The following is a 20,483-nucleotide window of genomic DNA, read 5'->3' on the forward strand; positions in this document are numbered from 1 at the left end:
CGGTTTTCTGTTTGGGACGTCCGTTGTTGCCTAGACGGTCCGCGTATGAAAGGTGACTTCCAATTTAACCACGATATGCCGAAAAAGCGGACAGGCTTCCCGGCATCATGGCCTAAAGAACGATGACCTTGGCGCCGACCTCGGCGCGATCATAGAGGTCGATGACATCCTGGTTCATCAGCCGGATGCAGCCCGACGACATCGCCTTGCCGATCGAGTTCCATTCCGGGCTGCCGTGCAGGCGGTAGCCCATGTCGCCGCCCTTGTTGAACAGGTACATGGCGCGCGCGCCGAGCGGGTTCTTCAGGCCAGGATCCATGCCGCCGGCGAACTTGGCGAGCTCGGGCTGGCGCTTGATCATCTGCGAGGGCGGCGTCCAGGTCGGCCATTCGCGCTTGATGGCGATATGGGCGGTGCCGTGCCATTCGAAGCCCTCGCGGCCGACGCCGATGCCGTAGCGGATGGCCCGGCCGTCACCCTCGACGAAGTACAGAAACTTGTTCTGCGTATCGACGATGATGGTGCCCGGCTTTTCCTTGGTGTCGTAGCTGACTTCCTGGCGATGGTACTTCGAGGGAACCTTCTCGATCGGGATGCGCGGCAGCTGGTAGCCGGCATCGGTCACCGCGCCATAGTCGTTGGAAAAGATCTGCCCGCCGATGGTGCTGCAACCGGCAATAGCGGTGGACAGCGCCAATGCGGCAATTATTGCAAGCGACTTCATGCGCATGTGGTGATCGGTGCCCCGCCTGAACCAGAGCGGCACGAGTCGGCCGCTTTCTTGCCATCATTCATGCTGGCATTTGCTTTGCTTGCCAAGCACACGATGCCTATATGCGGGGACTTACGTGCTGGTATGCGTATCACTATGGCATTTCGGCAACATACTTCACCGGATTGTGAAGGAAATTCAATGAGGCCTGAATCACAGGCCCCGCAAAATCGAGGACCCGCCATGAATGTCGGCGACGCCGCCCACCGCTCAGGCCTGCCGGCCAAGACCATCCGTTACTACGAGGAGATCGGCCTGATCGCGCCCGCGCGCGCCGCCAATGGCTACCGCGATTATTCGGGCGACGACATCCACCGGCTGGCCTTCCTGCGCCGCGCGCGCAATCTCGGCTTTTCCATAGACGATTGCCGCCAGTTGATGGCGCTCTACAAGGATCGCGGCCGCGCCAGCCACGACGTGCGCGCGATCGCCGCCGCCCATGTCACGGCCATCGAGGAGAAAGTGCGCGAATTGCAATCGATGCGCTCGACACTGCAGAAGCTCGTCCACGCCTGCCATGGCGACGAGCGGCCGGACTGCCCGATCCTGGATGATATGGCGGGGGCGTTAGTCAGCGACAAACCCCAGCGCAGGATCGATGGACAGCGTATTGAAGACGGTGGTCAACGCCAGGGTGCGACGGGCGACAAGCCGGATAGGCCGAGATCCTCAAAGCCTGGTCCCGCCTCATGACCGATTGGCTGGATTCCGCCGTGGTTGTTGGCGGTGCGAGCGACCTTGCTGTCAGCATTGGTTCGTGTGGTATATTGCACGTTCTAATATGAGCGTAGGATATAAGCACTGCAGCTGTCCCACTGACCGGTGACCCCGGTGATCGGAGAGACCGCATGACCCGCGACCAGATGCTCGCCCACCTTCGCGCCGCCGATGCGGTCGCTCGCGAGGCTGCCGCGCACGGCCACCATCCGTTCGGTGCTGTTCTGGTCGGCCCCGATGACGCGATCCTCATGCGCCAAGGCAATATCGACACCGTGCATCATGCCGAGACCGAACTTGCCCGGCGCGCGGCGGCAGCCTATTCGCCGGAGTTTCTCTGGACATGCACGCTGGTCTCGACCGGCGAGCCCTGTGCGATGTGCACCGGAACGCTCTACTGGGCAAATATCGGCCGGCTGGTCTACGGCTTCGAGGAAACCGAACTCCTCGCGCTGACTGGCGACCATCCCGAAAACCCGACGATGAGCCTGTCCTCGCGCATTGTGCTCGGCTCTGGACAGAAGAAGATCGAGGTCCACGGCCCCTTCCCCGAAATTGCGGACGAACTGGTCTCGGTGCACCGTGGCTTCTGGCAGCGGTAGGGGTTCATTGCGCCCGCAAAGGGCGGATAGAGCGAACGGAATACACGCGCAAGTTGACCACTCCCTATACTGGAGCGGAAACGCCCGCCCGCCCTGCGTTCGAATGACGCCACTCCGCCGACGCTGCGCTATTCTGGTCAAAGCTGACGGCGAACTCCCAAATCCCCAAATTTGCCGCCGCCAGTCAGGCTCGGCGGTCGTGCCCTTATTATTGTCCCTCAAACCGCCGAGCCGCGCCCGGTCAGCCGGTCAATTTCCTCCGCCTGAAGCGGGTTTGCCAGGTTGCCGGCCTGTCCTGAATGTATTCCAATCTCGCTTTGGGTTTGGCAACCGGATATCCTCCGTTTGTGAACCAGCTAATCGCCGGCGATTAGGCGATTATCTGAAGATGACCCAGGAACAGATAAAGGAATTGGTGCGCCGTAAGCGCGAAGCCGGAAAAGGCTAGTTTGCGCCAACTCCTGTAGCCATTCCCCTACGGCCAGGTAGCGCCGCCTTCATCCGCTGGTTTGGGGCTTGGTCGCGCTAGAAGCCCCTATCTTTCAGCCATTTCCTAGTTGCCTAGCGCGAGCTTTCGGATCGGTAGCTTTGCGGGTTAGCGGGGTGCACACGACCGCTATATTGCCCGTACGACGGTCAAGATACTGGAGACAGGATTTCTGGGATGTGTCTGGGATACACTCTTTAATGTTCATTGGCACAAGCTGCCCGCCGGGAAGTTCACCGTATCCGGTATGGTTTGTGCACGTTACCTTGCTCGAATAAGGAACATTCGCTTGGCTAGTGCACGCCGATGAGCTGCCAGCAATGGCTATTACGATTGCTATACGGATCATGTTCCCCCCGGCCCCACTCGCACAAGCCGAAAGATAAAGCCGCAAAGCGGCAGCGCTAATCCTGAGTGATCCAAAATCGACGCGTAGGACCACTGCCATTCCAGTGCGGCTTGCCGCCGTACATTTTCGCGATTCCTGTCGTGTCGTTGATGTAGCTCCAAGCCTTCCAACCTAGTGCACGGTTGAGTTCCTCAAGCGACGCGCCTTGCGGTCTAGTACGGTGAAGTAGGTCGTACATCTTCCTGCGCTTGGTGCCAGCGCGCGGCGTACCTGCCTTAACCAAAGCTCATTTCTCCCGACTTGAAGGGCGAACTCACTATGCACACCTTTGTGAACGTTCCCAATGAAACCGTTACGATCGTTCCCTTACGATCGCCTTCACCCTCTTGGTGGTCTCGGCAAACGTGTCGGCGAGCGCTTTCCTGGCTTCGTTCATTACGCGCTCCTCATATGCAGTCGCCGGATGGCCAGTGTCCGCCAACATGGCCCCTTTGATCTTCTGAAGTTCGCCGACCGGATCGGCATCCTTCAGGACTATGCTGGCTAGTTGCGACCGCACGAAAAGCTCCAGAGCGATAATTCGCCCTTGCAGGTTTTCTTCCAATGTCATTGCCCGTGCCCTCCCGGTTTCAATGGAGAAGAGGAAATGCTGAGAATAAAGATGCTGGCTTCGTGGTCAAATTGCTAGGCGTTGACTATCCCGCCTGTAATTTCAAAGTGGCTACACGAAATGAGATTTCACCACGAGACGCCACCTAACCGTACCCTGCTGAGCAGTGTGCTGGTGGTGGTTCTGCGGCGGCATGTTGTGACCTTTGACGAAAGTGGCACTCTTCCCGCAGCCTTCGCACCGGTATATGCCAGACAAAGGAGTCTGTGTATTTGGCAGGTGGATTGTATCGAACTCCGCTCCCGTTTCCTGAGCGAGGTACTGCGAGTACTTGTAATATGCCATTAGAAACCCCTCCCGTTTGGCTATTTACAGGGGCCAATCTATATCGGCATGGTCATGTTCGTAAAGTACACAATCGCCTAATCGCGGCGGGTTCAAACCGTGAACAAAATCTGGCATGGTGCCTGCCATGCCAATCATCTCCCCGATTCCCCTGAATCCTCTGATCGACGGCCGCCAGTCCGAGCGCGCCATGCTGGTGCGGCGCGGCGTGCAGCGGTTGCTGATGCAAATGGGCGCGCATGTACTGCCTGAGCTGTCGCTGGCCACCGGCCGCCGAGCCGACCTCGTGGCGCTGACCCGGCAGGGCGACATCTGGATCATCGAGATCAAATCCTCGATCGAGGATTTTCGCGTCGACCGCAAATGGCCTGATTACCGGCTACATTCCGACCGTTTTTTCTTCGCCACCCATCCCGGTGTGCCGGCGGAGATTTTTCCGGAAGAGTGCGGGTTCATCCTCTCCGACGGCTATGGCGCTGAAATCCTGCGCGACGCACCCGAACACCGCATGGCGGCGGCAACGCGCAAGGCGCTGATGCTGCGCATCGCGCGCGCCGGTGCTTCGCGGCTGCTGGCGGCGGAGCTTGCGGGTGTCGCGGTGCCGGTGCTCGAGGGGGAAAGCGAGTAGCGGCTGGCAATTGCGCCAAGAGTCACATGCGGCAGCCTCGCAGAACATGGGTTCCTCGCCCCACGAAAGTGGGGCGAGGAACCGAGGTCTGCAAAACCCGTTCTACTCTTCCACTTCCACTCCACGCGCAGCCGGAGCCATCAGCAGCACCGCGGCACCGAGCAGCGCGGCGATGAAGGAGCCCGCGAGGATGCCAACCTTGACCGCGTCCTGCAGCGCCACGTCGCTGGCGAAGGCGAGCAGGCCGATGAACAGGCTCATGGTGAAGCCGATGCCGCACAGCAGCGAGATGCCGAGCATGTGCACCCAGCCGGCATGGGCCGGCAGGTCGGCAAGGCCGAAGCGGATGGCGAGCGCGGAGGAGCCGAACACGCCGACCAGCTTGCCGAGGACGAGACCGGCCGCGACACCCAGCGTCAGCGGTTCGATCAGGGCGCCGAAACTCAGGCCGGCGAGCGGAACGCCGGCATTGGCAAAGCCGAAGATCGGGATGACGATGAACGCCACCAGCTTGTGCAGGCCATGCTCGAGCCGGTGCAGCGGCGAATGGTCGAGATCGTGACCGATCCCGGCGGAGCGTTCGAGCGGAATGGTGAGCGCAAGTGCCACGCCGGCCAGCGTGGCATGGACGCCCGACTTCAGCACCAGCACCCACAGGATGGCGCCAAGCACGAGATAGGGCACCAGGCTCATCACCCGCATGCGGTTGAGCACGACGAGCACGGCGATGACGGCGAAGGCCGCGCCGAGATAGGCCAGCGACAGGCCGCTGGTGTAGAATATGGCGATGATGATGACCGCGCCGAGGTCGTCGATGATGGCAAGCGCGGTCAGGAAGACCTTCAGCGAAGCCGGCACGCGGCTGCCGAGCAGCGACAGCACGCCGAGCGCGAAGGCGATATCGGTGGCGGTCGGGATCGCCCAGCCGGACAATGCGGCCGGATTGTTGCTGTTGACGGCGACATAGACCAGCGCCGGCACCACCATGCCGCCGGCCGCAGCGATGCCAGGCAGCACCCTGCGCGGCCAGGTCGAGAGCTGGCCATCCAGCATCTCGCGCTTGATCTCCAGCCCGACGAGCAGGAAGAACACCGCCATCAGCCCGTCATTGACCCAGTGCGAGACACTGAGCGGGCCGAGATAGGCGTGGAGAACGGCGAAATAGGTTTCGGCAAGCGGCGAATTGGCGACGATCAGGGCAAGGGCCGCGGCCGCCATCAGGATGATGCCGCCGGCGGCCTCGCTGTCCAGGAATTCGCGGAAGACGGAAACCGGCCTTTGCTTCTGATCCTGCATGTCGCCTCCGTCATGCCGCCTGCTCGGCGGATTTCATTGTCCAAGCGTCGCGCTGCCCCCTCACCTGCCTGCCGGCATCCTCTCCCCGTATAGTGACGGGGAGAGGGGCGCTGTTATCGCCGATTTCGCCAACCGCCGATGTCGCAACATGGCGCCGCGTTGCGGCAGGCCGCTTTCTCCCCGTCACTATACGGGGAGAAATGCCCGGCAGGGCAATGAGGGGCGGCACTGACCCATCTAATAGGCGGTCTCCGCTGCGCGTTGTAAACTGGTATTGGTCTGATGCCCCGCGCGGTTGACGCGCCTCAGCGCGGCGCGCGCTTGGCCAGGATCCGCTGCAGCGTGCGGCGATGCATGTTGAGCCGGCGCGCGGTCTCGGAGACGTTGCGCTCGCACATCTCGTAGACACGCTGGATATGTTCCCAGCGCACGCGGTCGGCCGACATCGGGTTTTCCGGCGGGGCGGCGCGCTCGCCGGTGGTGCGGGTCAGTGCCGCAAAGACATCGTCGGCATCGGCGGGCTTCGACAGATAGTCGACGGCGCCGAGCTTCACCGCGGTCACCGCGGTGGCGATGTTGCCGTAACCGGTCAGGATGATGGTGCGGGAATCCTCGCGCTTCTCGCGGATGGCGGCGACCACGTCGAGGCCGTTGCCGTCGCCGAGCCGCATATCGACCACGGCATAGGCGGGCGGATTGGCGCGGGCCTTGCCCACGGCCTCCTCGACGCTCTCCGCCGTCTCGACCACGAAACCCCTGGTTTCCATGGCACGGGCCAGACGGGTCAGGAACGGCTTGTCGTCATCGACGATCAGAAGCGAGGTGTCCTCGCCTTCAACCATGGGCCCACTGTTTTCATCGCCTGTCATCGTCTTAAAAAATTCCTGCTGCCTTATTTTTACGCAGATATAGTTTTGCGTGGCTATTGTCCAATTTACGCAGTGTCAAACATGGTCGCCGGGGCCGATTGCGGGTTCAGGAAGACAGTTCTCGGCCACGAAATCCGCACCACCGCCCCTTCACCGAGGCCGCTCGAATTGCGAAAATCGAGCGTGGCGCCAGACCGTTCGAGCAAAGTCTTGGCGATGAACAGGCCGAGCCCGAGGCCGCCGCCAGCTTCCGTACCCTGGCGTGTCGACATGTAAGGCTCGCCAATGCGGTCGATGATCTCGGGCGGAAAACCGGGACCGTCATCGGTGATCGAGAAGGAGACCATCGCCTCGTCCCAGCTCCAGCGCACGGTGACGCTGTTGCGGGCGAAATCGACGGCGTTCTCGACCAGGTTGCCGAGGCCGTAGATGACACCCGGATTGCGCCGCCCGACCGGCTCCGGCCCGGTCCGGTCGCCGGGGCGGAGCTTGATCGAAATGCCGAAGTCGCGATGCGGCGCGGTGACCTCCTCGACCAGCGAGGTCAGCGGCAGGCGCGACAGATGCGCCTCGCCCTCCGACGACAGGCTGGTCAGGCGTTTCAGGATTTCGCGGCAGCGCTCGCTCTGCGAGCGCAGCAGCTTCACGTCTTCCCCGTATTTCGGATCGGTGCCGAGCGCCTTCTCCATTTCCTTGGCGACCAGCGTGATGGTGGCGAGCGGCGTGCCGAGTTCGTGCGCGGCGGCGGCAGCCAACCCGTCGAGCGCCGAAAGATGCTGCTCGCGCTGCAGCACCAGTTCGGTGGCGGCCAGGGCGTTGGCCAGAAGCCGGGCCTCGGCGGCCACCCGAAAGGCGTACATGGCGGTGAAGGCGATGGACGACAGCACCGCCATCCACATGCCTGCAACATACACGAAGGGCATGGCCAGCGGCGCGTCCTCATGCCAGGGCAGCGGCAGATGGCGGAAGACCAGCAAGGTCGCCGCTATCATCACCAGCCCACCAAGGATGGCGGTGAGCCGAAGGGGAAGCGACGTCGCCGAAATGACGACCGGCACGGTCATCAGCAGCGAGAACGGGTTGGTCAGGCCACCGGTCATGTAGAGCAGGCCGGCAAGCTGCAGGCTGTCGAAGATCAGGATGCCGAAGGCGGCGAACGGGGTGAGCCTATGCGCGGCCGGAAACCGGAAGGCCAGAAACAGGTTCATCCAGGCCGAACAGGCGATCAGCGCAAAACACAGGCTGACCGGCAGCGGGAATTTCAGGCCGTAGGCGACGACAAGAACCGTCAGGCTCTGGCCGACAATGGCAAGCCAGCGCAGCCGGATCAGCGTGTTGAGGCGCAGCCGCTGGCTTTGCTGGAAATCGGGCGTGTTCAGGATGTTGATCATGGCCATGGATTACAGCCGCGGGATGGACAGCGCTAGTAGCGGCGCAAAGGGACATTCGGGATTGGCCGAGGCCTCAAAACTTCGTCATCCCAGGGCGGAGCAGGAGCGTAGCTCCGTCGCGGAGACCCTGGGATCCATTCCGTGACCTTCGACCTGGTGCGGCTGGGCAGGATTCCGCGCCGACGTAGCCACCTTGAAGTCGCGGCATGGATCCTCGGGTCTGCGCCGCGTCGCTAGGCTCCTTGCTTCGCCCGTGGATAACGAAGTGATTGATGCTTTCGCGAAATTTTCGAGGGAAGTCCCGCTGACCCAAGCGGCCCGCCAAAGCGCCCATGGCTAGGTCCCGCGCGGTTTGGCGCGGGCGGTCGCGGCGGCGAACAGCGGGTTTTCCGGCCAGACATGCTTGGGATAGCGGCCGCGCATGTCGGCGCGTACATCGGCCCAGGAGCCGCGCCAGAAGCCTGGGAGGTCGCGCGTCGTCTGGATCGGCCGATGCGCCGGTGACAACAGTTCGAGTGTCAACGGCACGGTGCCGTTGGCGATCGAAGGATGGCGGTCGAGGCCGAACAGTTCCTGGACGCGGACCGCCAGAACCGGCCATTCGCCGTCATAGCGGATCGGCACGTGACTGCCCGACGGGACGTCGAAATGGGTCGGCGCCAGCGCATCGACCTTGCGCTGCAGGTCATGCGGCACGAGCGACGACAGCCCGGCCGAGATCACACCAGCATCGATGGCAGCCAGGGACGCCGCACCGGACAGAAACGGCAGCAGCCAGTCATCGAGGCGCTCGATGAGCGTTTCATCCGACATGTCTGGCCAGGGCGCGCCTAAGCCCTTGTGAAGCCAGGACAGCCGCTGGCGCAGCGTCTGGGCCTCCTTGCTCCAGGTCAAAAGGGAAAGCCCATGCTCGCGCAACGCCTCAAGAACAGCGCGGTCGGCATCGGCGCCGACCGGCGCCGGCAGCATACGTTCGGCGAGTGTGATGGCGCCGAGGCGCACGGTTTCGCGCACCCGCACGGCGCGGCGCTCGCGATCGAAACTCGTCTGCCTGCGCGTTTCGATCTTGCCGCCAAGGGCTGACCGGATATCCTCCTCGCTGATTGCCGCCGCCGCCGTGATGCGGGCATTCTGCGCCTTGCCCTGGAGGTCGGCGACGACCAGAAAGGGTTCGCCCGCCAACGGATCGGCAGCGTCGAGCATGGCGCCGGAGCCATTGGCCAGCACGAAACGGCCGCGCTCGCCGCGCGCCTTGGCGACGCGGTCCGGCCAGGCATGGATGAGCAGGGTCCCGGCGTGAACAGCTCCGCTGGTCTTCGCATCGCCGACCTGCCTGGCCAGGCGCTCGGCAAGCTGGCGCGCCGACGTGGAACGTGGCGATTTCTCGCCGCGAAAGCGCATCAGCCTCCGTTCGAGATCGGCACCGTCGCCGCCAAGGCCGCGTTCGGTGAGCAACACCGCAAGCATGGCCGCCTCGCCGGCATGACCGCTGCCGGCCGCCTCGGCGACCATATGCGCCAGCCGCACCGGCAAGGCGAGCTTGCGGATCGAAGCGCCCGCTTCCGTCAAGCGCCCGGCCTCGTCGATGGCATCGAGCGCGCGCAGCAGCGCCCTTGCTTCATTGAGCGCCGGCGCCGGCGGCGGATCGAGGAAGGCAAGTCTGGTTGGATCGGCGACGCCGAAGGCGGCGCAGTCGAGCAGCAGGCCGGAAAGGTCCGCCTCGAGGATTTCCGGCGGCGTGAAGGCGGGCAGTGCCGCCGTCTGCTCGGCCCGCCACAGCCGGATGGCGACGCCGGCCTGTGTGCGCCCGGCGCGGCCGGCGCGCTGGTCGGCGGAAGCCTTGCTGACGCGAACTGTCTCCAGACGTGTCAGGCCGCTGGCCGGTTCATAGCGCGGCAGCCGCGACAGGCCGGAATCGATGACGACGCGCACGCCGTCGATGGTGATCGAGGTCTCGGCGATCGAGGTCGCCAGCACCACCTTGCGGCGGCCCACCGGTGCCGGCTTAATCGCCGCGTCCTGCGCCTTGCCGTCGAGTTGACCATAGAGCGGGACGATATCGGTGTCGGCGCCGACCTTGCCGGACAGCCGCTCGGCGGTGCGCTCGATCTCGCGCTGGCCGGGCAGGAAGGCAAGCACGCTGCCGCTCTCCTCGGCAAGCGCCGCTCGGATCGCCCTGGCCATGGCGTCCTCGATTGCCGCGCCAGCCGGCCGTTCGTCATAGCTGACATCGACGGGGAAGGCGCGGCCCTGGCTTTCGATCACCGGCGCGCCCGACAGGAGTTTCGCGACCCGTGCGCCGTCCAGCGTCGCCGACATCACCAGCAGACGCAAATCCGGCCGTAGTGCGCCCTGCACGTCGAGGGCGAGAGAGAGACCGAAATCGCCGTCGAGCGAGCGCTCGTGGAATTCGTCGAAAATGACCGCCGAAACGCCGGGCAGTTCAGGGTCGTCAAGAATCATCCGCGACAGAACGCCCTCGGTGACAACAAGGATTTTGGTCCGTGCCGAGGTGCGGTTTTCCATCCGCATGGCGTAGCCCACCGTGGCGCCCGGTTCCTCGCCCAGCAATTCGGCCATGCGCCGCGCGGCGGCGCGGGCGGCCAGCCGGCGCGGTTCGAGCAACACGATCTTGCCCGTGCCCAGCCAGGGCGCGTCGAGCAGCGCCAACGGCACCAGCGTGGTCTTGCCGGCACCGGGTGGCGCCACCAGCACGGCGCTGTTGCCGGAGCAGAGCGCCTCGCTCAGCGCGGGCAGCACGGCGGATACTGGAAGCTCCGGCAAGGATTTGGTCGTCATTGGGCCCGCATATCAGCCGTCACGGGGGCGGTGCAACTTATCGGACCGCGGCAACTCAAAGCCGGGCGCGCGAAAACGGGTTCCAGCGCACCGTACCCAGCCGCACTTCTTCGCGCACCATGGTCAGCAGGCCGGAGCCGCCGACGACCGCGAGGCCGACAAGCGACAGCCAGCCCGGGTATTCCTGGAAGAACAGCGCGCCGAGGATCACCGCCCAGACGATCTGCGAATAATGCGTCGGCGCGATCCGGTTGGCGGGGGCGTATTTGGCGGCCAGCAATTGCAGCAATTGTCCGCCTGCGGTGAAGGCGCCCGCCATCACCAGCCAGACCAGCTGCTTTCCATCCGGAACGGTGAAGGAGGTCGCGGCGGCACCGATGCCGTTGAACAGCAGTCCGTACCCGATCAGTACGCCGAGAATGGTTGTGCGTTTTTCCCGCTGCGCCAGCGAACGCATCAGGATGACGTTGGTGGCGGCGAGGAAAGCGATGATGAAAGCGGCAAGGTGGCCTAGGTGCAACTCGCGAAAGCCTGGCCTGACCACCAGCATGACGCCGGCGAAGCCGGCGACCACCGCCAGCCAGCGCCAGGGGCCAACCTTCTCCTTGAGGATCACGGTGGAAAGAATGGTGACGCAGAGCGGCGCCAGAAAGATAAGCGCATAGGCCTCGGCCAGCGGAATGGTGGTGAAGGCATAGACGCTGAGCACGCCTGATGCGATGCCGGCCCAGGCCCGCGCCTGCACCGCCCAGGGACGTTTGGTGCGCCAGAAATCACGCCAGCGCTCGCTGGCCGGCCGGCTGAAGAAAAGGAAGCAGCCGGCGAACAATGTCGAGAAGAAGCCGATCTCGAACACCGTGAATTGGCCGCCCAGGCTCTTGATAACGGCATCGCTGCACGAATAGCTTGCATAGGCGATGAGGGCGAGCAGGATTCCGTTCGGCACGTTTTTTCATTTCCGGGAGAGAATAGTTGAAAATACTGGCGCTCGGTGCGCATCCGGACGACATCGAGATCTTCATGTTCGGTACGATGGCCGCCTATGCCGCGCAAGGCGCAGCACTCACTTTTGCCGTGGCCACCGATGGTGCCAGGGGCGGCAAGAGCGATCCCGCCGTTCTGGCTCGTGTCCGCCGCGAGGAAGCGATGGCCGCGGCCGCGCTGCTCGGGGCCGCGCCGCGCTTTCTCGGCTTTCCCGACGGCGGCCTGGTGGCGGATGCCGCACTGATCGATGAGCTGAAAACGCTGATCCGCGAAATCGGGCCGGATCTCGTGATCACGCACGCGCCCAACGACTACCACACCGACCACCGTGCACTGTCGGACGGCGTGCGCATCGCGTCGTCGTTCGGCGTCCCCGTGCTGCATGCCGACACGATGGGCGGCACCGGATTCTCGCCGACGCACTATGTCGATGTTTCCGCCCATGCCGAGATCAAGGCCAGGGCAATCCGCATGCACCAGTCCCAAGACCCGGATCGCTTCGTCGATGTCGCGCTGACGCAGAACCTTTTTCGCTCGGGCCAATGCAATGGTGCACCGGGGTCGCAGGCTGAAGCCTTTCGCTTCGAACCGATGTTTCCCTTCGGGGATATCCGCGCGCTGCTGCCGCCGGCGCCCCCGATCCGGACGGTGATGATGAGCACCAGGCGGGTCGACTGACCCCTCGGAGCACGTCCACACTCCGCGATCATCCGACCGGCGCTCGGCGCTTTTCCCAACGTTTTCAGATACCGGCGCAAACATGCTGCGGCGCAGCAACGAATTCGCTTGCGTTGTTTAGTAAAAAGAGCATCACTAAACAAATTACTAAACATCTGCGGCGCGACGATGCCGCCATGTTTGGGCCTCTGAGGAGAGAGGTTGAGAGTTCTTGAAACCGTCATCCGGACGTGTTTCACAAATGGGAGGAAGGCATGAAATCGAGCTTTAAACTGGCTTTGGGACTGACCTCTGCGATTGCAGCGTCGACAGCCGTCTCGAACGCCGCGCACGCTGAAGACCTGACGCTGTGCTGGGCCGCCTGGGACCCGGCCAACGCGCTTGTCGAACTTTCGAAGGATTTCACCAAGGAAACCGGCATCGGCATGAAATTCGAGTTCGTGCCGTGGACAAACTATGCCGACCGTTTCCTCAATGAGCTGAACTCGCACGGCAAGCTCTGCGACCTGATCATCGGCGACAGCCAGTGGATCGGCGGCGCGGCCGAGAACGGCCACTACGTCAAGCTGAACGACTTCTTCGACAAGGAGAAGATCAGCATGGACGACTTCGTGCCGGCGACCGTGGTCGGCTATTCGGAATGGCCGAAGAACACACCGAACTACTGGGCGCTGCCGGCCATGGGCGACGTCGTCGGCTGGACCTACCGCAAGGACTGGTTCTCCAAGCCCGAACTGCAGAAGGAGTTCAAGGAGAAGTATGGCTGGGATCTCGGCCCGCCGGCCACCTTCGACCAGTTGAAGCAGATCGCCGAATTCTTCCAGAAGCGGCAGATCGACGGCAAGACGGTCTACGGCGCCTCGATCTACACCGAGCGCGGTTCCGAAGGCATCACCATGGGCGCGATGGACGTGCTCTACAGCTATGGCTTCCAGTACGAAAACCCGAAGAAGCCCTACGAGATGGAAGGCTTCGTCAACTCCGAGAAATCGGTCAAGGGACTGGAATTCTACAAGGCTCTCTATGACTGCTGCACCCCACCCGGCGCCTCGAACAGCTACATGGGTGAAGGCGTCGATGCCTTCAAATCCGGCCAGGTGGCGATGCACATGAACTTCGCCTTCACATGGCCGGGCCTGCAGAAGGACGAGAATGTCGGAGGCGACAAGATCGGCTATTTCGTCAACCCGAAGGGTCCTGACGGCGACCAGTTCGCCCAGCTCGGCGGCCAGGGCATTTCGGTGGTGTCCTATTCCGACAAGCAGGAAGCGGCGCTGAAATACATCAAGTGGTTCGCCAACAAGGACGTGCAGGCCAAGTGGTGGTCGCTCGGCGGCTATTCCTGCCTGAACGCGGTGGTGAAGGATCCGAAATTCCCCGCCAGCCAGCCCTATGCTCAGACCTTCCTCGACTCGATGGCCATCGTGAAGGACTTCTGGGCCGAGCCGAGCTACGCGCCGCTGCTGCAGGCCTCTCAGAAGCGCTTCCACGACTATGTCGTCGCCGGCCAGGGTTCGGCCAAGGATGCGCTCGACGGGCTGGTCAAGGACTGGACCCAAGTGTTCCAGGACGATGGCAAGATGTAACTGGGGCAAGATGTAACCGGCTCCTCCCGAGCCAGGCCCAAGCGTCCCGTGCCGCCCTTGGCACGGGACGCAGTTCAGATAAATTCCATGATAGAGACGACCCAAGTGACCGAAGCAGGACTTACCATGCTCAATCGGACCGTGGAGAACGTTGCCCGGGCGACCCCGGAACCGTTGGCGCGCAAGGTCCGGGGCATCAGCGACAAGGGCCTCGCCTGGCTGTTCATCTCGCCGACGATCCTGTTGCTGCTCGCCATCAATATCTTCCCGCTGTTCTGGGCGATCTATCTGTCGTTCACCAATTTTCGCGCCAACCGCCCGAACGAGGTGGTGAAGAACCTCGGTTTCGCCAACTACCAGCGCATCCTCGGCGACCAGGACATCTGGATCGCCATGCAAACGACAGCGCATTTCGTGTTCTGGACCATCCTGTTGCAGACGCTGATCGGCTTCACGCTGGCCTGGCTGATCGACAGGAAGTTCCGCGGCCACGCATTCTGGACGACGCTGATCCTGGTGCCGATGATGCTGTCGCCCGCAGTGGTCGGCAATTTCTGGCGCTTCCTCTACGAACCCCAGATCGGCCTGTTTTCCTATGTCATCTCGTTCGTGTCGGGCATCCCGCCGACAAGCATCCAGATGCTCTCCAATGTCTCGCTGGCACCGTGGTCGATCATCATCGTCGACACCTGGATGTGGACGCCCTACGTGATGCTGATCTGCCTGGCGGGCCTGCGCTCGATCCCCGAATACATCTATGAGGCGGCCGAGGTCGACCGCGCCTCCAACTGGCGGCAGTTCTGGTCGATCACACTGCCGATGGCGCTGCCCTTCATCATGCTGGCGGTGCTGTTTCGCGGCATCGAGAACTTCAAGATGTTCGACATGGTCAATCTGCTGACCGGCGGCGGGCCGGGCTCGACCACCGAGGTGGCCTCGATCACGCTGAAACGGCAAGCCTTCGAAAGCTGGCGCACCGGCTATTCCTCGGCCTTCGCCATCATCCTGTTCGTCGCGGTGTTCGGTCTCGCCAACATCTACGTCAAGGCGCTCAACAAGGTGAAGCAGAGATGAGCCTGACCACAGCCCATTCGGTCGTCGCCCCCTCGGCAAGTTCGAAGCGCATCGCCGGCGCGATCATCATCGCCTATGCGCTGATCTCGATCGTGCCGCTCTTGTGGATCTTCGCCACCAGCTTCAAGACACCGCCGGATTCGATCGCCTATCCGCCCAAGATCGTCTTCCAGCCGAGCATCGAGGGCTACTGCAACCTGTTCACCACGCGCACGAGGCAGACGCCGGAATACATCAATTCGCTGGGGCCGGCGACTGGCTTCTGCGACGAGACGGTGCGTAAGCGCAACATGGTGATCGCCGGACCATCCAACTTCCTGCCGCGCTTCATCAATTCGCTGGTCATCGCCTTCGGCTCGACCTTCTGCGCCGTCTTTCTCGGCACGCTGTCGGCCTATGGCTTCTCGCGCTTCAAGGTGCCGCTCGCCGACGACCTTCTGTTCTTCATCCTGTCGACACGCTTCATGCCGCCTATCGCGGTCGCTATTCCCATCTACCTGATGTACCGCGAACTCGGCCTGTCCGACACCGCGCTCGGCATGATCCTGCTCTACACGGCGGTCAATGTGTCGCTGGCGGTATGGTTGCTCAAAGGCTTCATCGACGAGATCCCGCGAGAATACGAGGAAGCGGCGATGATCGACGGCTATACGCGGCTGCAGGCATTCTGGCGCACCGTGCTGCCGCAGGCCACGACCGGCATCGCCGCGACCGCCATCTTCTGCCTGATCTTCGCCTGGAACGAGTATGCGTTCGCCGCGCTGCTGACCTCGGGCACGGCACAGACCGCGCCGCCCTTCATCCCGACCATCATCGGCGAAGGCGGCCAGGACTGGCCGGCGGTGGCAGCCGGCACGACGATCTTCCTGGTGCCGATCCTTGTCTTCACCATCCTGCTCCGCAAGCAATTGCTGCGCGGCATCACCTTCGGCGCGGTGCGCAAATGATGGACTTGGCACAAAGTCGACCCCCACTCCGTCGAGCTTCGCTCGACACCTTGCCGGGGCGAGCCACGGGTCTCGCCCGTCCTTCGGACCCCCCGATCGACGGGGGAGAGGAAGGGCGCGAACTTCATTCAGCCAGGCTCCCTTCCTCTCCCTCCGGAGGGGGCAGAGGTGGCGCTGCAAAGCAGCGACGGAGTGGGGGAACCACCTGGCAACCATCTCTCCCCCTGAACGGGGAGAAGGAGGGGAGGAACGCATGAGCCGCTCGGTTATCTCCAAGCGCCCATCTTGGCCACGCTGGGCAAGGCGCGGGCTGATGGAAAACATAGCGACGGCACTGATCGCCATCGGCTTCCTGATGCTGTTCCAGCCTTTCGCGCTGTCGCTCTACACCTATTCCTTCATCACCATGCTTGCCGGCACGGTGATGTTCATCATCGTCTCCAAGTTCCCGGAATAATCATGGCCGAAATCCGCGTCCAGCATCTGAGAAAGGCCTTCGGCGATTTCGTCGCCGTGCAAGACTCCAACTTCGTCGTCGAGGATGGCGAGTTCTTCGTCATGCTCGGACCGTCCGGTTGCGGCAAGACCACCACCTTGCGCATGATCGCCGGGCTGGAGCTGCCGACCGGCGGCCAGATCCTGCTCGGCGGCGACGACGTTACCATGCTCAGGGCGCGCGAGCGCGACATCGCCTTCGTCTTCCAGCTGTTCGCGCTCTACCCGCACATGAATGTACGCAAGAACATCGGCTTCCCGCTGCTGGCGCAAGGCATGTCCTCCGCCGAAATCCGCAGCCGCGTCGAGGAAACCGCGAAGCTTCTGCGTATCGACCACCTGCTCGACAAATCCGTCTCCGGCCTCGCCGGTGGCGACCGCCAGCGCGTCGCGCTCGGCCGCGCCATCGTGCGGCGGCCAAAATGCTTCCTGATGGACGAACCGCTGGGGACGCTCGACACCGAATTCCGCGATTTGATGGTCCATGAATTGCGCGAACTGCACAACCGCATCCACGCCACCACGGTCTATGTCACGCATGACCAGATGGAAGCGATGTCGATGGCCGACAAGATCGCCGTCATGAACCATGGCGTCATCGAGCAGTTCGGCACGCCACGCGAGATCTACGACCGCCCGGCGTCCATGTTCGTCGCCGACTTCATCGGCTCGCCGCCGATGAACTTTCTGGGCTTCGGCGGCGGGCTCGCCAAGGGCGCCAGGGAGATCGTCGTGCAGGGCGCCAAAGTCACGGTGCCGGAGGTACGCGAGGATGTCGCGCCGGCCGACATGGCGCTCGGCATCCGCCCCGAACACATCCGCTTCGACGACGCATCGAAACTGCGCGGCGCAATCTACGGCACCGAATATCTCGGCACCACGCAGATCGTCGCGGTGGAGACATCGGACGGCATCATCAAGGCGCGTGTGCCGGCCGAAATCCGGCTCAACGCCGGCGACCATGTCGGCCTGACGCTGAACAGCGCGCGGCTGTCGCTGTTCGAAAAAGGCTCAGGGCGCGCGGTGAAGACGGCGATCCACGATACCGCCTCGCAGGGGAGAGTGCAGCATGGCTGATGTGCGCATCAAAGGCGTGACCAAGAGTTTCGGCGAGCATGTCGCCGTCAACGGTCTCGACCTGCATATATCAGACGGCGAATTCGTCGTGCTGCTCGGGCCGACCGGCGCCGGCAAGACGACGACATTGCGCCTGATCGCCGGACTGGAGCGGCCGGATACCGGTACGATCGAGATCGGCGGCCACAATGCCACCAGCCTGTCACCGGCCGAGCGCGACACCGCTTTCGTTTTCCAGCAATATTCGCTCTATCCGCATCTGTCGGTGTTCGACAATCTCGCCTTTCCCCTGCGCTCGCCGGCACGAAAAATACCGGAAGACCAGATTCGCCGCCGGGTCGAGGAGGTGGCGAAGATGGTGCGCATCCATCACAAGCTCGCCAACCGTTCGACCAAATTGTCGGGCGGCGAAATGCAGCGCGTCGCCATCGGCCGCGCGCTGGTCCGCAAGCCGTCCATCTACCTGATGGACGAGCCGCTGTCGTCGCTGGACGCCAAGCTGCGCGCGGATCTGAGGCTCGAGCTGAAGCGCATCCAGTCCGAACTCGGCGCCACCATGCTCTACGTCACCCACGACCAGATCGAAGCCATGACCATGGCCGATCGCATCGGCATCCTGGCCGACGGCGTGCTGGTGCAGATCGGCACGCCGCGAACCATCTACTCCGAGCCGGCAAATCTGCACGTCGCGGCACGGCTCGGCCAGCCCGCCATCAATCTTCTACCGACGGGGCTGCTGCCGGATGGCAGCGCGCCGGCCGGCACCAAGACGATCGGCGCGCGGACCGAGCACCTGGCGATCGAGAAAGCCGTGAATGGCCATGCCGACGGCGTCGTCGACTGGGTCGAGCATCTCGGCGACCAGAACCATCTGCATGTGACGGTGGGGCCGAAGAAACTGGTGACGCTGACCGATCCCGACACGGATCTGGGGCAAGGCGACAAAGTGGTGATCCGCTATCGCTCGCCGCTCTATTTCGGCGCTGACGGACAACGACTGATGTGAATGGTTTTTCGGCGCCCCCGCCAAGGTGATGCCGGCTTCTGATTGACGAAATACGGGACCAATTCGATGAAGCACTTTTTCAACCGCAGGGCAACGATCGTCACCGAGGCGCTGGACGGATTGTTGCGCACCATTGGCTCAGGCAACCTCGCGCGCCTCGACGGCTATCCCGAGATCAAGGTCGTGCTGCGCGCCGATTGGGACAAGTCCAAGGTCAGCGTCGTCTCCGGCGGCGGCGCCGGGCACGAGCCGTCGCATGCCGGCTTCGTCGGCAAGGGCATGCTGACAGCTGCCGTCTCGGGCGAGATCTTTGCCTCGCCGAGCGTCGAAGCGGTGCTGGCGGCCATTCGCGCGGTCACTGGACCGGCCGGCTGCCTGCTGATCGTCAAGAACTACACCGGTGACCGGCTCAATTTCGGCCTCGCTGCGGAAAAGGCGCGCGCCGAAGGCTTTCGAGTCGAGATGGTGATCGTCGCCGACGACATCGCGCTGCCTGACATCGCCCAGCCGCGCGGTGTCGCGGGCACGCTGTTCGTGCACAAGATTGCAGGCCATCTGTCGGAAGCCGGCCGGGATCTGGCCGAGATCGCGGCCGCGGCGCGGGCGGCGGCGAAGGATATCATTTCGCTCGGCATGTCGCTGTCGTCCTGTTCGATCCCGGGCCAGCCGCATGAAGACAGGTTTGGAGCCGATGATGGCGAACTCGGCCTTGGCATCCATGGCGAGCCTGGCGTCGAGCGCATCGCGGTGCAGAGCGTCGACCGGCTGGTGGCGATCATGGCGGAGCGCTTGGCAGTGCGGCTCGACCCGAAGGCCACCTATGCCTTGCTGATCAACAATCTCGGTTCGGTGCCACCGCTCGAAATGTCCTTGGTCGCCAATGCGGTACTTGCCTCGCCGCTCGCCAGGGCCGTCAAGTTGACGATCGGTCCCGGCCCGCTGATGACGGCGCTCAACATGAACGGGTTCTCGCTGTCGCTGATCCGGCTCGATGCGGCGCGCCAAGCGGCCCTGCTGGCGCCGGTCGGCCCGCACGCCTGGATGCCGGCAAAGCCGGTCGTGGCGCCTTATGTCGTGCCGATGGTCAAACCAGCGCACGAAGGCGCGGCACGTAAGGCCAGCCACGACGCAGGCACAAGGCGCTTGATCGTGACGGTCTGTGAAAAGCTGATTTCGCTTGAAGCGACATTGAACGGCTTGGACGCCAAGGCAGGCGACGGTGACACCGGCTCGACGGCAGCGACCGGTGCACGCAGCATCCTCGAACGGCTCGATACGCTGCCGCTTGCCGACCCCGCAGCGACGCTTGGCGCCGTCGGCGACCTTCTGAGCGCCTCGATGGGCGGCTCCAGTGGGGTGTTGTTGTCGATCTTCTTCACAGCGGCGTCGCGGGCCCTCGATGGCGGCACTGATGTGCCCAAGGCCCTGCTTGCCGGGCTTGAACGAATGACCTTCTACGGCGGCGCAAAACCCGGCGATCGCACCATGGTCGACGCGCTGGAGCCGGCCTTGAGGGCGCTCGACGCCAAGGGCCTGGAAGAAGCCGCGATAGCGGCCGGGCGCGGCGCCGAAGCCACGGTCGCGATGGAGAGGGCGAAGGCAGGCCGGTCCGCTTATGTCGGCACCAAATTGCAAGGTGTGGTCGACCCCGGTGCTCATGCCGTGGCCGAAGTGTTCGCGGCCGCCGCCGCGCAGCATGCCACGGCCTGACGCATGCTCCAGTTGCCGAACGACCGTTCTTTCGCTACTGCCGGCAAGGTGCAAACCGGGA

At 63.4% G+C, this 20,483-nt stretch carries 18 protein-coding genes; 11 read left to right on the plus strand and 7 right to left on the minus strand.

Features of this window, described 5'->3' with window-relative positions; genetic code table 11:
* Nucleotides 1–112: 112 nt before the first annotated feature.
* Complete coding sequence (locus EN845_RS26545; RefSeq protein ID WP_127873017.1) at nt 113–730, minus strand: L,D-transpeptidase; 618 nt, start codon at nt 728–730, stop codon at nt 113–115.
* Between the two features lie 225 nt (nt 731–955).
* Between EN845_RS26545 and cueR the strand changes: the two genes are divergently transcribed.
* Nucleotides 956–1,465, plus strand: coding sequence for a Cu(I)-responsive transcriptional regulator (gene cueR, locus EN845_RS26550; protein WP_127873016.1), 510 nt, complete (start codon nt 956–958; stop codon nt 1,463–1,465).
* A 155-nt stretch (nt 1,466–1,620) separates the two neighbouring features.
* On the plus strand, nt 1,621–2,091 hold the full coding sequence (locus tag EN845_RS26555) for a nucleoside deaminase (RefSeq protein WP_127873015.1): 471 nt from the start codon (nt 1,621–1,623) through the stop codon (nt 2,089–2,091).
* 1,188 nt (nt 2,092–3,279) lie between these two features.
* On the opposite strand, the gene EN845_RS26565 is transcribed toward EN845_RS26555, so the two are convergent.
* The gene (locus EN845_RS26565; protein WP_127873013.1) at nt 3,280–3,537 is read right to left on the minus strand and encodes a hypothetical protein; all 258 of its coding nucleotides are present in this window, start codon (nt 3,535–3,537) and stop codon (nt 3,280–3,282) included.
* A gap of 472 nt (nt 3,538–4,009) precedes the next feature.
* Here EN845_RS26565 and EN845_RS26570 point away from each other — a divergent pair, with 472 nt between their 5' ends.
* On the plus strand, nt 4,010–4,510 hold the full coding sequence (locus EN845_RS26570) for an MmcB family DNA repair protein (protein ID WP_167531471.1): 501 nt from the start codon (nt 4,010–4,012) through the stop codon (nt 4,508–4,510).
* Between the two features lie 102 nt (nt 4,511–4,612).
* Here EN845_RS26570 and nhaA read toward each other — a convergent pair whose 3' ends face one another.
* From nhaA to EN845_RS26600, 5 genes are all read right to left on the minus strand, one after another.
* The gene (gene nhaA / locus EN845_RS26575) at nt 4,613–5,806 is read right to left on the minus strand and encodes a Na+/H+ antiporter NhaA (RefSeq protein WP_127873011.1); all 1,194 of its coding nucleotides are present in this window, start codon (nt 5,804–5,806) and stop codon (nt 4,613–4,615) included.
* Nucleotides 5,807–6,111: 305 nt separating this feature from the next.
* On the minus strand, nt 6,112–6,675 hold the full coding sequence (locus tag EN845_RS26585; protein WP_015314185.1) for an ActR/PrrA/RegA family redox response regulator transcription factor: 564 nt from the start codon (nt 6,673–6,675) through the stop codon (nt 6,112–6,114).
* Between the two features lie 65 nt (nt 6,676–6,740).
* On the minus strand, nt 6,741–8,072 hold the full coding sequence (locus EN845_RS26590) for an ActS/PrrB/RegB family redox-sensitive histidine kinase (protein WP_127873010.1): 1,332 nt from the start codon (nt 8,070–8,072) through the stop codon (nt 6,741–6,743).
* A gap of 330 nt (nt 8,073–8,402) precedes the next feature.
* Entirely contained in the window at nt 8,403–10,865 is a 2,463-nt protein-coding gene (gene hrpB / locus EN845_RS26595; protein ID WP_127873009.1) for an ATP-dependent helicase HrpB, read from the minus strand.
* Between the two features lie 55 nt (nt 10,866–10,920).
* Nucleotides 10,921–11,811, minus strand: a complete 891-nt coding sequence (locus tag EN845_RS26600; protein WP_127873008.1) for a DMT family transporter — start codon at nt 11,809–11,811, stop codon at nt 10,921–10,923.
* Between the two features lie 26 nt (nt 11,812–11,837).
* On the opposite strand from EN845_RS26600, the gene EN845_RS26605 reads away from it, so the two are divergent.
* The 8 genes from EN845_RS26605 (at nt 11,838) to EN845_RS26640 (ending at nt 20,422) form a co-directional block, all read left to right on the plus strand.
* Nucleotides 11,838–12,527 (plus strand): PIG-L deacetylase family protein, encoded by a 690-nt coding sequence (locus EN845_RS26605; RefSeq protein WP_127873007.1) that lies wholly within the window; start codon nt 11,838–11,840, stop codon nt 12,525–12,527.
* 254 nt (nt 12,528–12,781) lie between these two features.
* Nucleotides 12,782–14,113, plus strand: a complete 1,332-nt coding sequence (locus EN845_RS26610; RefSeq protein ID WP_127873006.1) for an ABC transporter substrate-binding protein — start codon at nt 12,782–12,784, stop codon at nt 14,111–14,113.
* A 126-nt stretch (nt 14,114–14,239) separates the two neighbouring features.
* Nucleotides 14,240–15,187, plus strand: a complete 948-nt coding sequence (locus tag EN845_RS26615; protein WP_127873005.1) for a sugar ABC transporter permease — start codon at nt 14,240–14,242, stop codon at nt 15,185–15,187.
* Complete coding sequence (locus EN845_RS26620) at nt 15,184–16,134, plus strand: carbohydrate ABC transporter permease (RefSeq protein WP_127278073.1); 951 nt, start codon at nt 15,184–15,186, stop codon at nt 16,132–16,134. The genes EN845_RS26615 and EN845_RS26620 overlap by 4 nt, the downstream gene beginning before the upstream one ends.
* 253 nt (nt 16,135–16,387) lie before the next feature.
* Nucleotides 16,388–16,591 carry a hypothetical protein gene (locus tag EN845_RS26625; protein WP_127278072.1) on the plus strand — a complete coding sequence of 68 codons (204 nt, stop codon included), beginning with the start codon at nt 16,388–16,390 and terminating at the stop codon, nt 16,589–16,591.
* 2 nt (nt 16,592–16,593) lie between these two features.
* On the plus strand, nt 16,594–17,706 hold the full coding sequence (locus tag EN845_RS26630; protein WP_127873004.1) for an ABC transporter ATP-binding protein: 1,113 nt from the start codon (nt 16,594–16,596) through the stop codon (nt 17,704–17,706).
* Nucleotides 17,699–18,712, plus strand: a complete 1,014-nt coding sequence (locus tag EN845_RS26635; protein ID WP_127873003.1) for an ABC transporter ATP-binding protein — start codon at nt 17,699–17,701, stop codon at nt 18,710–18,712. Before EN845_RS26630 ends, EN845_RS26635 begins: the two co-directional genes overlap by 8 nt.
* A 66-nt stretch (nt 18,713–18,778) precedes the next feature.
* A complete protein-coding gene (locus EN845_RS26640) occupies nt 18,779–20,422 on the plus strand; it encodes a dihydroxyacetone kinase subunit DhaK (protein WP_127873002.1) in 1,644 nt (547 codons plus the stop codon).
* Nucleotides 20,423–20,483: the final 61 nt, after the last annotated feature.

Source organism: Mesorhizobium sp. M8A.F.Ca.ET.202.01.1.1, assembly GCF_004791595.1.
In the GTDB taxonomy this organism is placed as follows: Bacteria; Pseudomonadota; Alphaproteobacteria; order Rhizobiales; family Rhizobiaceae; genus Mesorhizobium.

Coding starts and splice junctions, on each gene's coding strand:
- EN845_RS26545 (WP_127873017.1), bottom strand. CDS start 730: ATGCGCATGAAGTCGCTTGCAATAATTGCCGCATTGGCGCTGTCCACC.
- cueR (WP_127873016.1), top strand. CDS start 956: ATGAATGTCGGCGACGCCGCCCACCGCTCAGGCCTGCCGGCCAAGACC.
- EN845_RS26555 (WP_127873015.1), top strand. CDS start 1,621: ATGACCCGCGACCAGATGCTCGCCCACCTTCGCGCCGCCGATGCGGTC.
- EN845_RS26565 (WP_127873013.1), bottom strand. CDS start 3,537: ATGACATTGGAAGAAAACCTGCAAGGGCGAATTATCGCTCTGGAGCTT.
- EN845_RS26570 (WP_167531471.1), top strand. CDS start 4,010: ATGCCAATCATCTCCCCGATTCCCCTGAATCCTCTGATCGACGGCCGC.
- nhaA (WP_127873011.1), bottom strand. CDS start 5,806: ATGCAGGATCAGAAGCAAAGGCCGGTTTCCGTCTTCCGCGAATTCCTG.
- EN845_RS26585 (WP_015314185.1), bottom strand. CDS start 6,675: ATGACAGGCGATGAAAACAGTGGGCCCATGGTTGAAGGCGAGGACACC.
- EN845_RS26590 (WP_127873010.1), bottom strand. CDS start 8,072: ATGGCCATGATCAACATCCTGAACACGCCCGATTTCCAGCAAAGCCAG.
- hrpB (WP_127873009.1), bottom strand. CDS start 10,865: ATGACGACCAAATCCTTGCCGGAGCTTCCAGTATCCGCCGTGCTGCCC.
- EN845_RS26610 (WP_127873006.1), top strand. CDS start 12,782: ATGAAATCGAGCTTTAAACTGGCTTTGGGACTGACCTCTGCGATTGCA.
- EN845_RS26615 (WP_127873005.1), top strand. CDS start 14,240: ATGCTCAATCGGACCGTGGAGAACGTTGCCCGGGCGACCCCGGAACCG.
- EN845_RS26620 (WP_127278073.1), top strand. CDS start 15,184: ATGAGCCTGACCACAGCCCATTCGGTCGTCGCCCCCTCGGCAAGTTCG.
- EN845_RS26625 (WP_127278072.1), top strand. CDS start 16,388: ATGAGCCGCTCGGTTATCTCCAAGCGCCCATCTTGGCCACGCTGGGCA.
- EN845_RS26630 (WP_127873004.1), top strand. CDS start 16,594: ATGGCCGAAATCCGCGTCCAGCATCTGAGAAAGGCCTTCGGCGATTTC.
- EN845_RS26635 (WP_127873003.1), top strand. CDS start 17,699: ATGGCTGATGTGCGCATCAAAGGCGTGACCAAGAGTTTCGGCGAGCAT.
- EN845_RS26640 (WP_127873002.1), top strand. CDS start 18,779: ATGAAGCACTTTTTCAACCGCAGGGCAACGATCGTCACCGAGGCGCTG.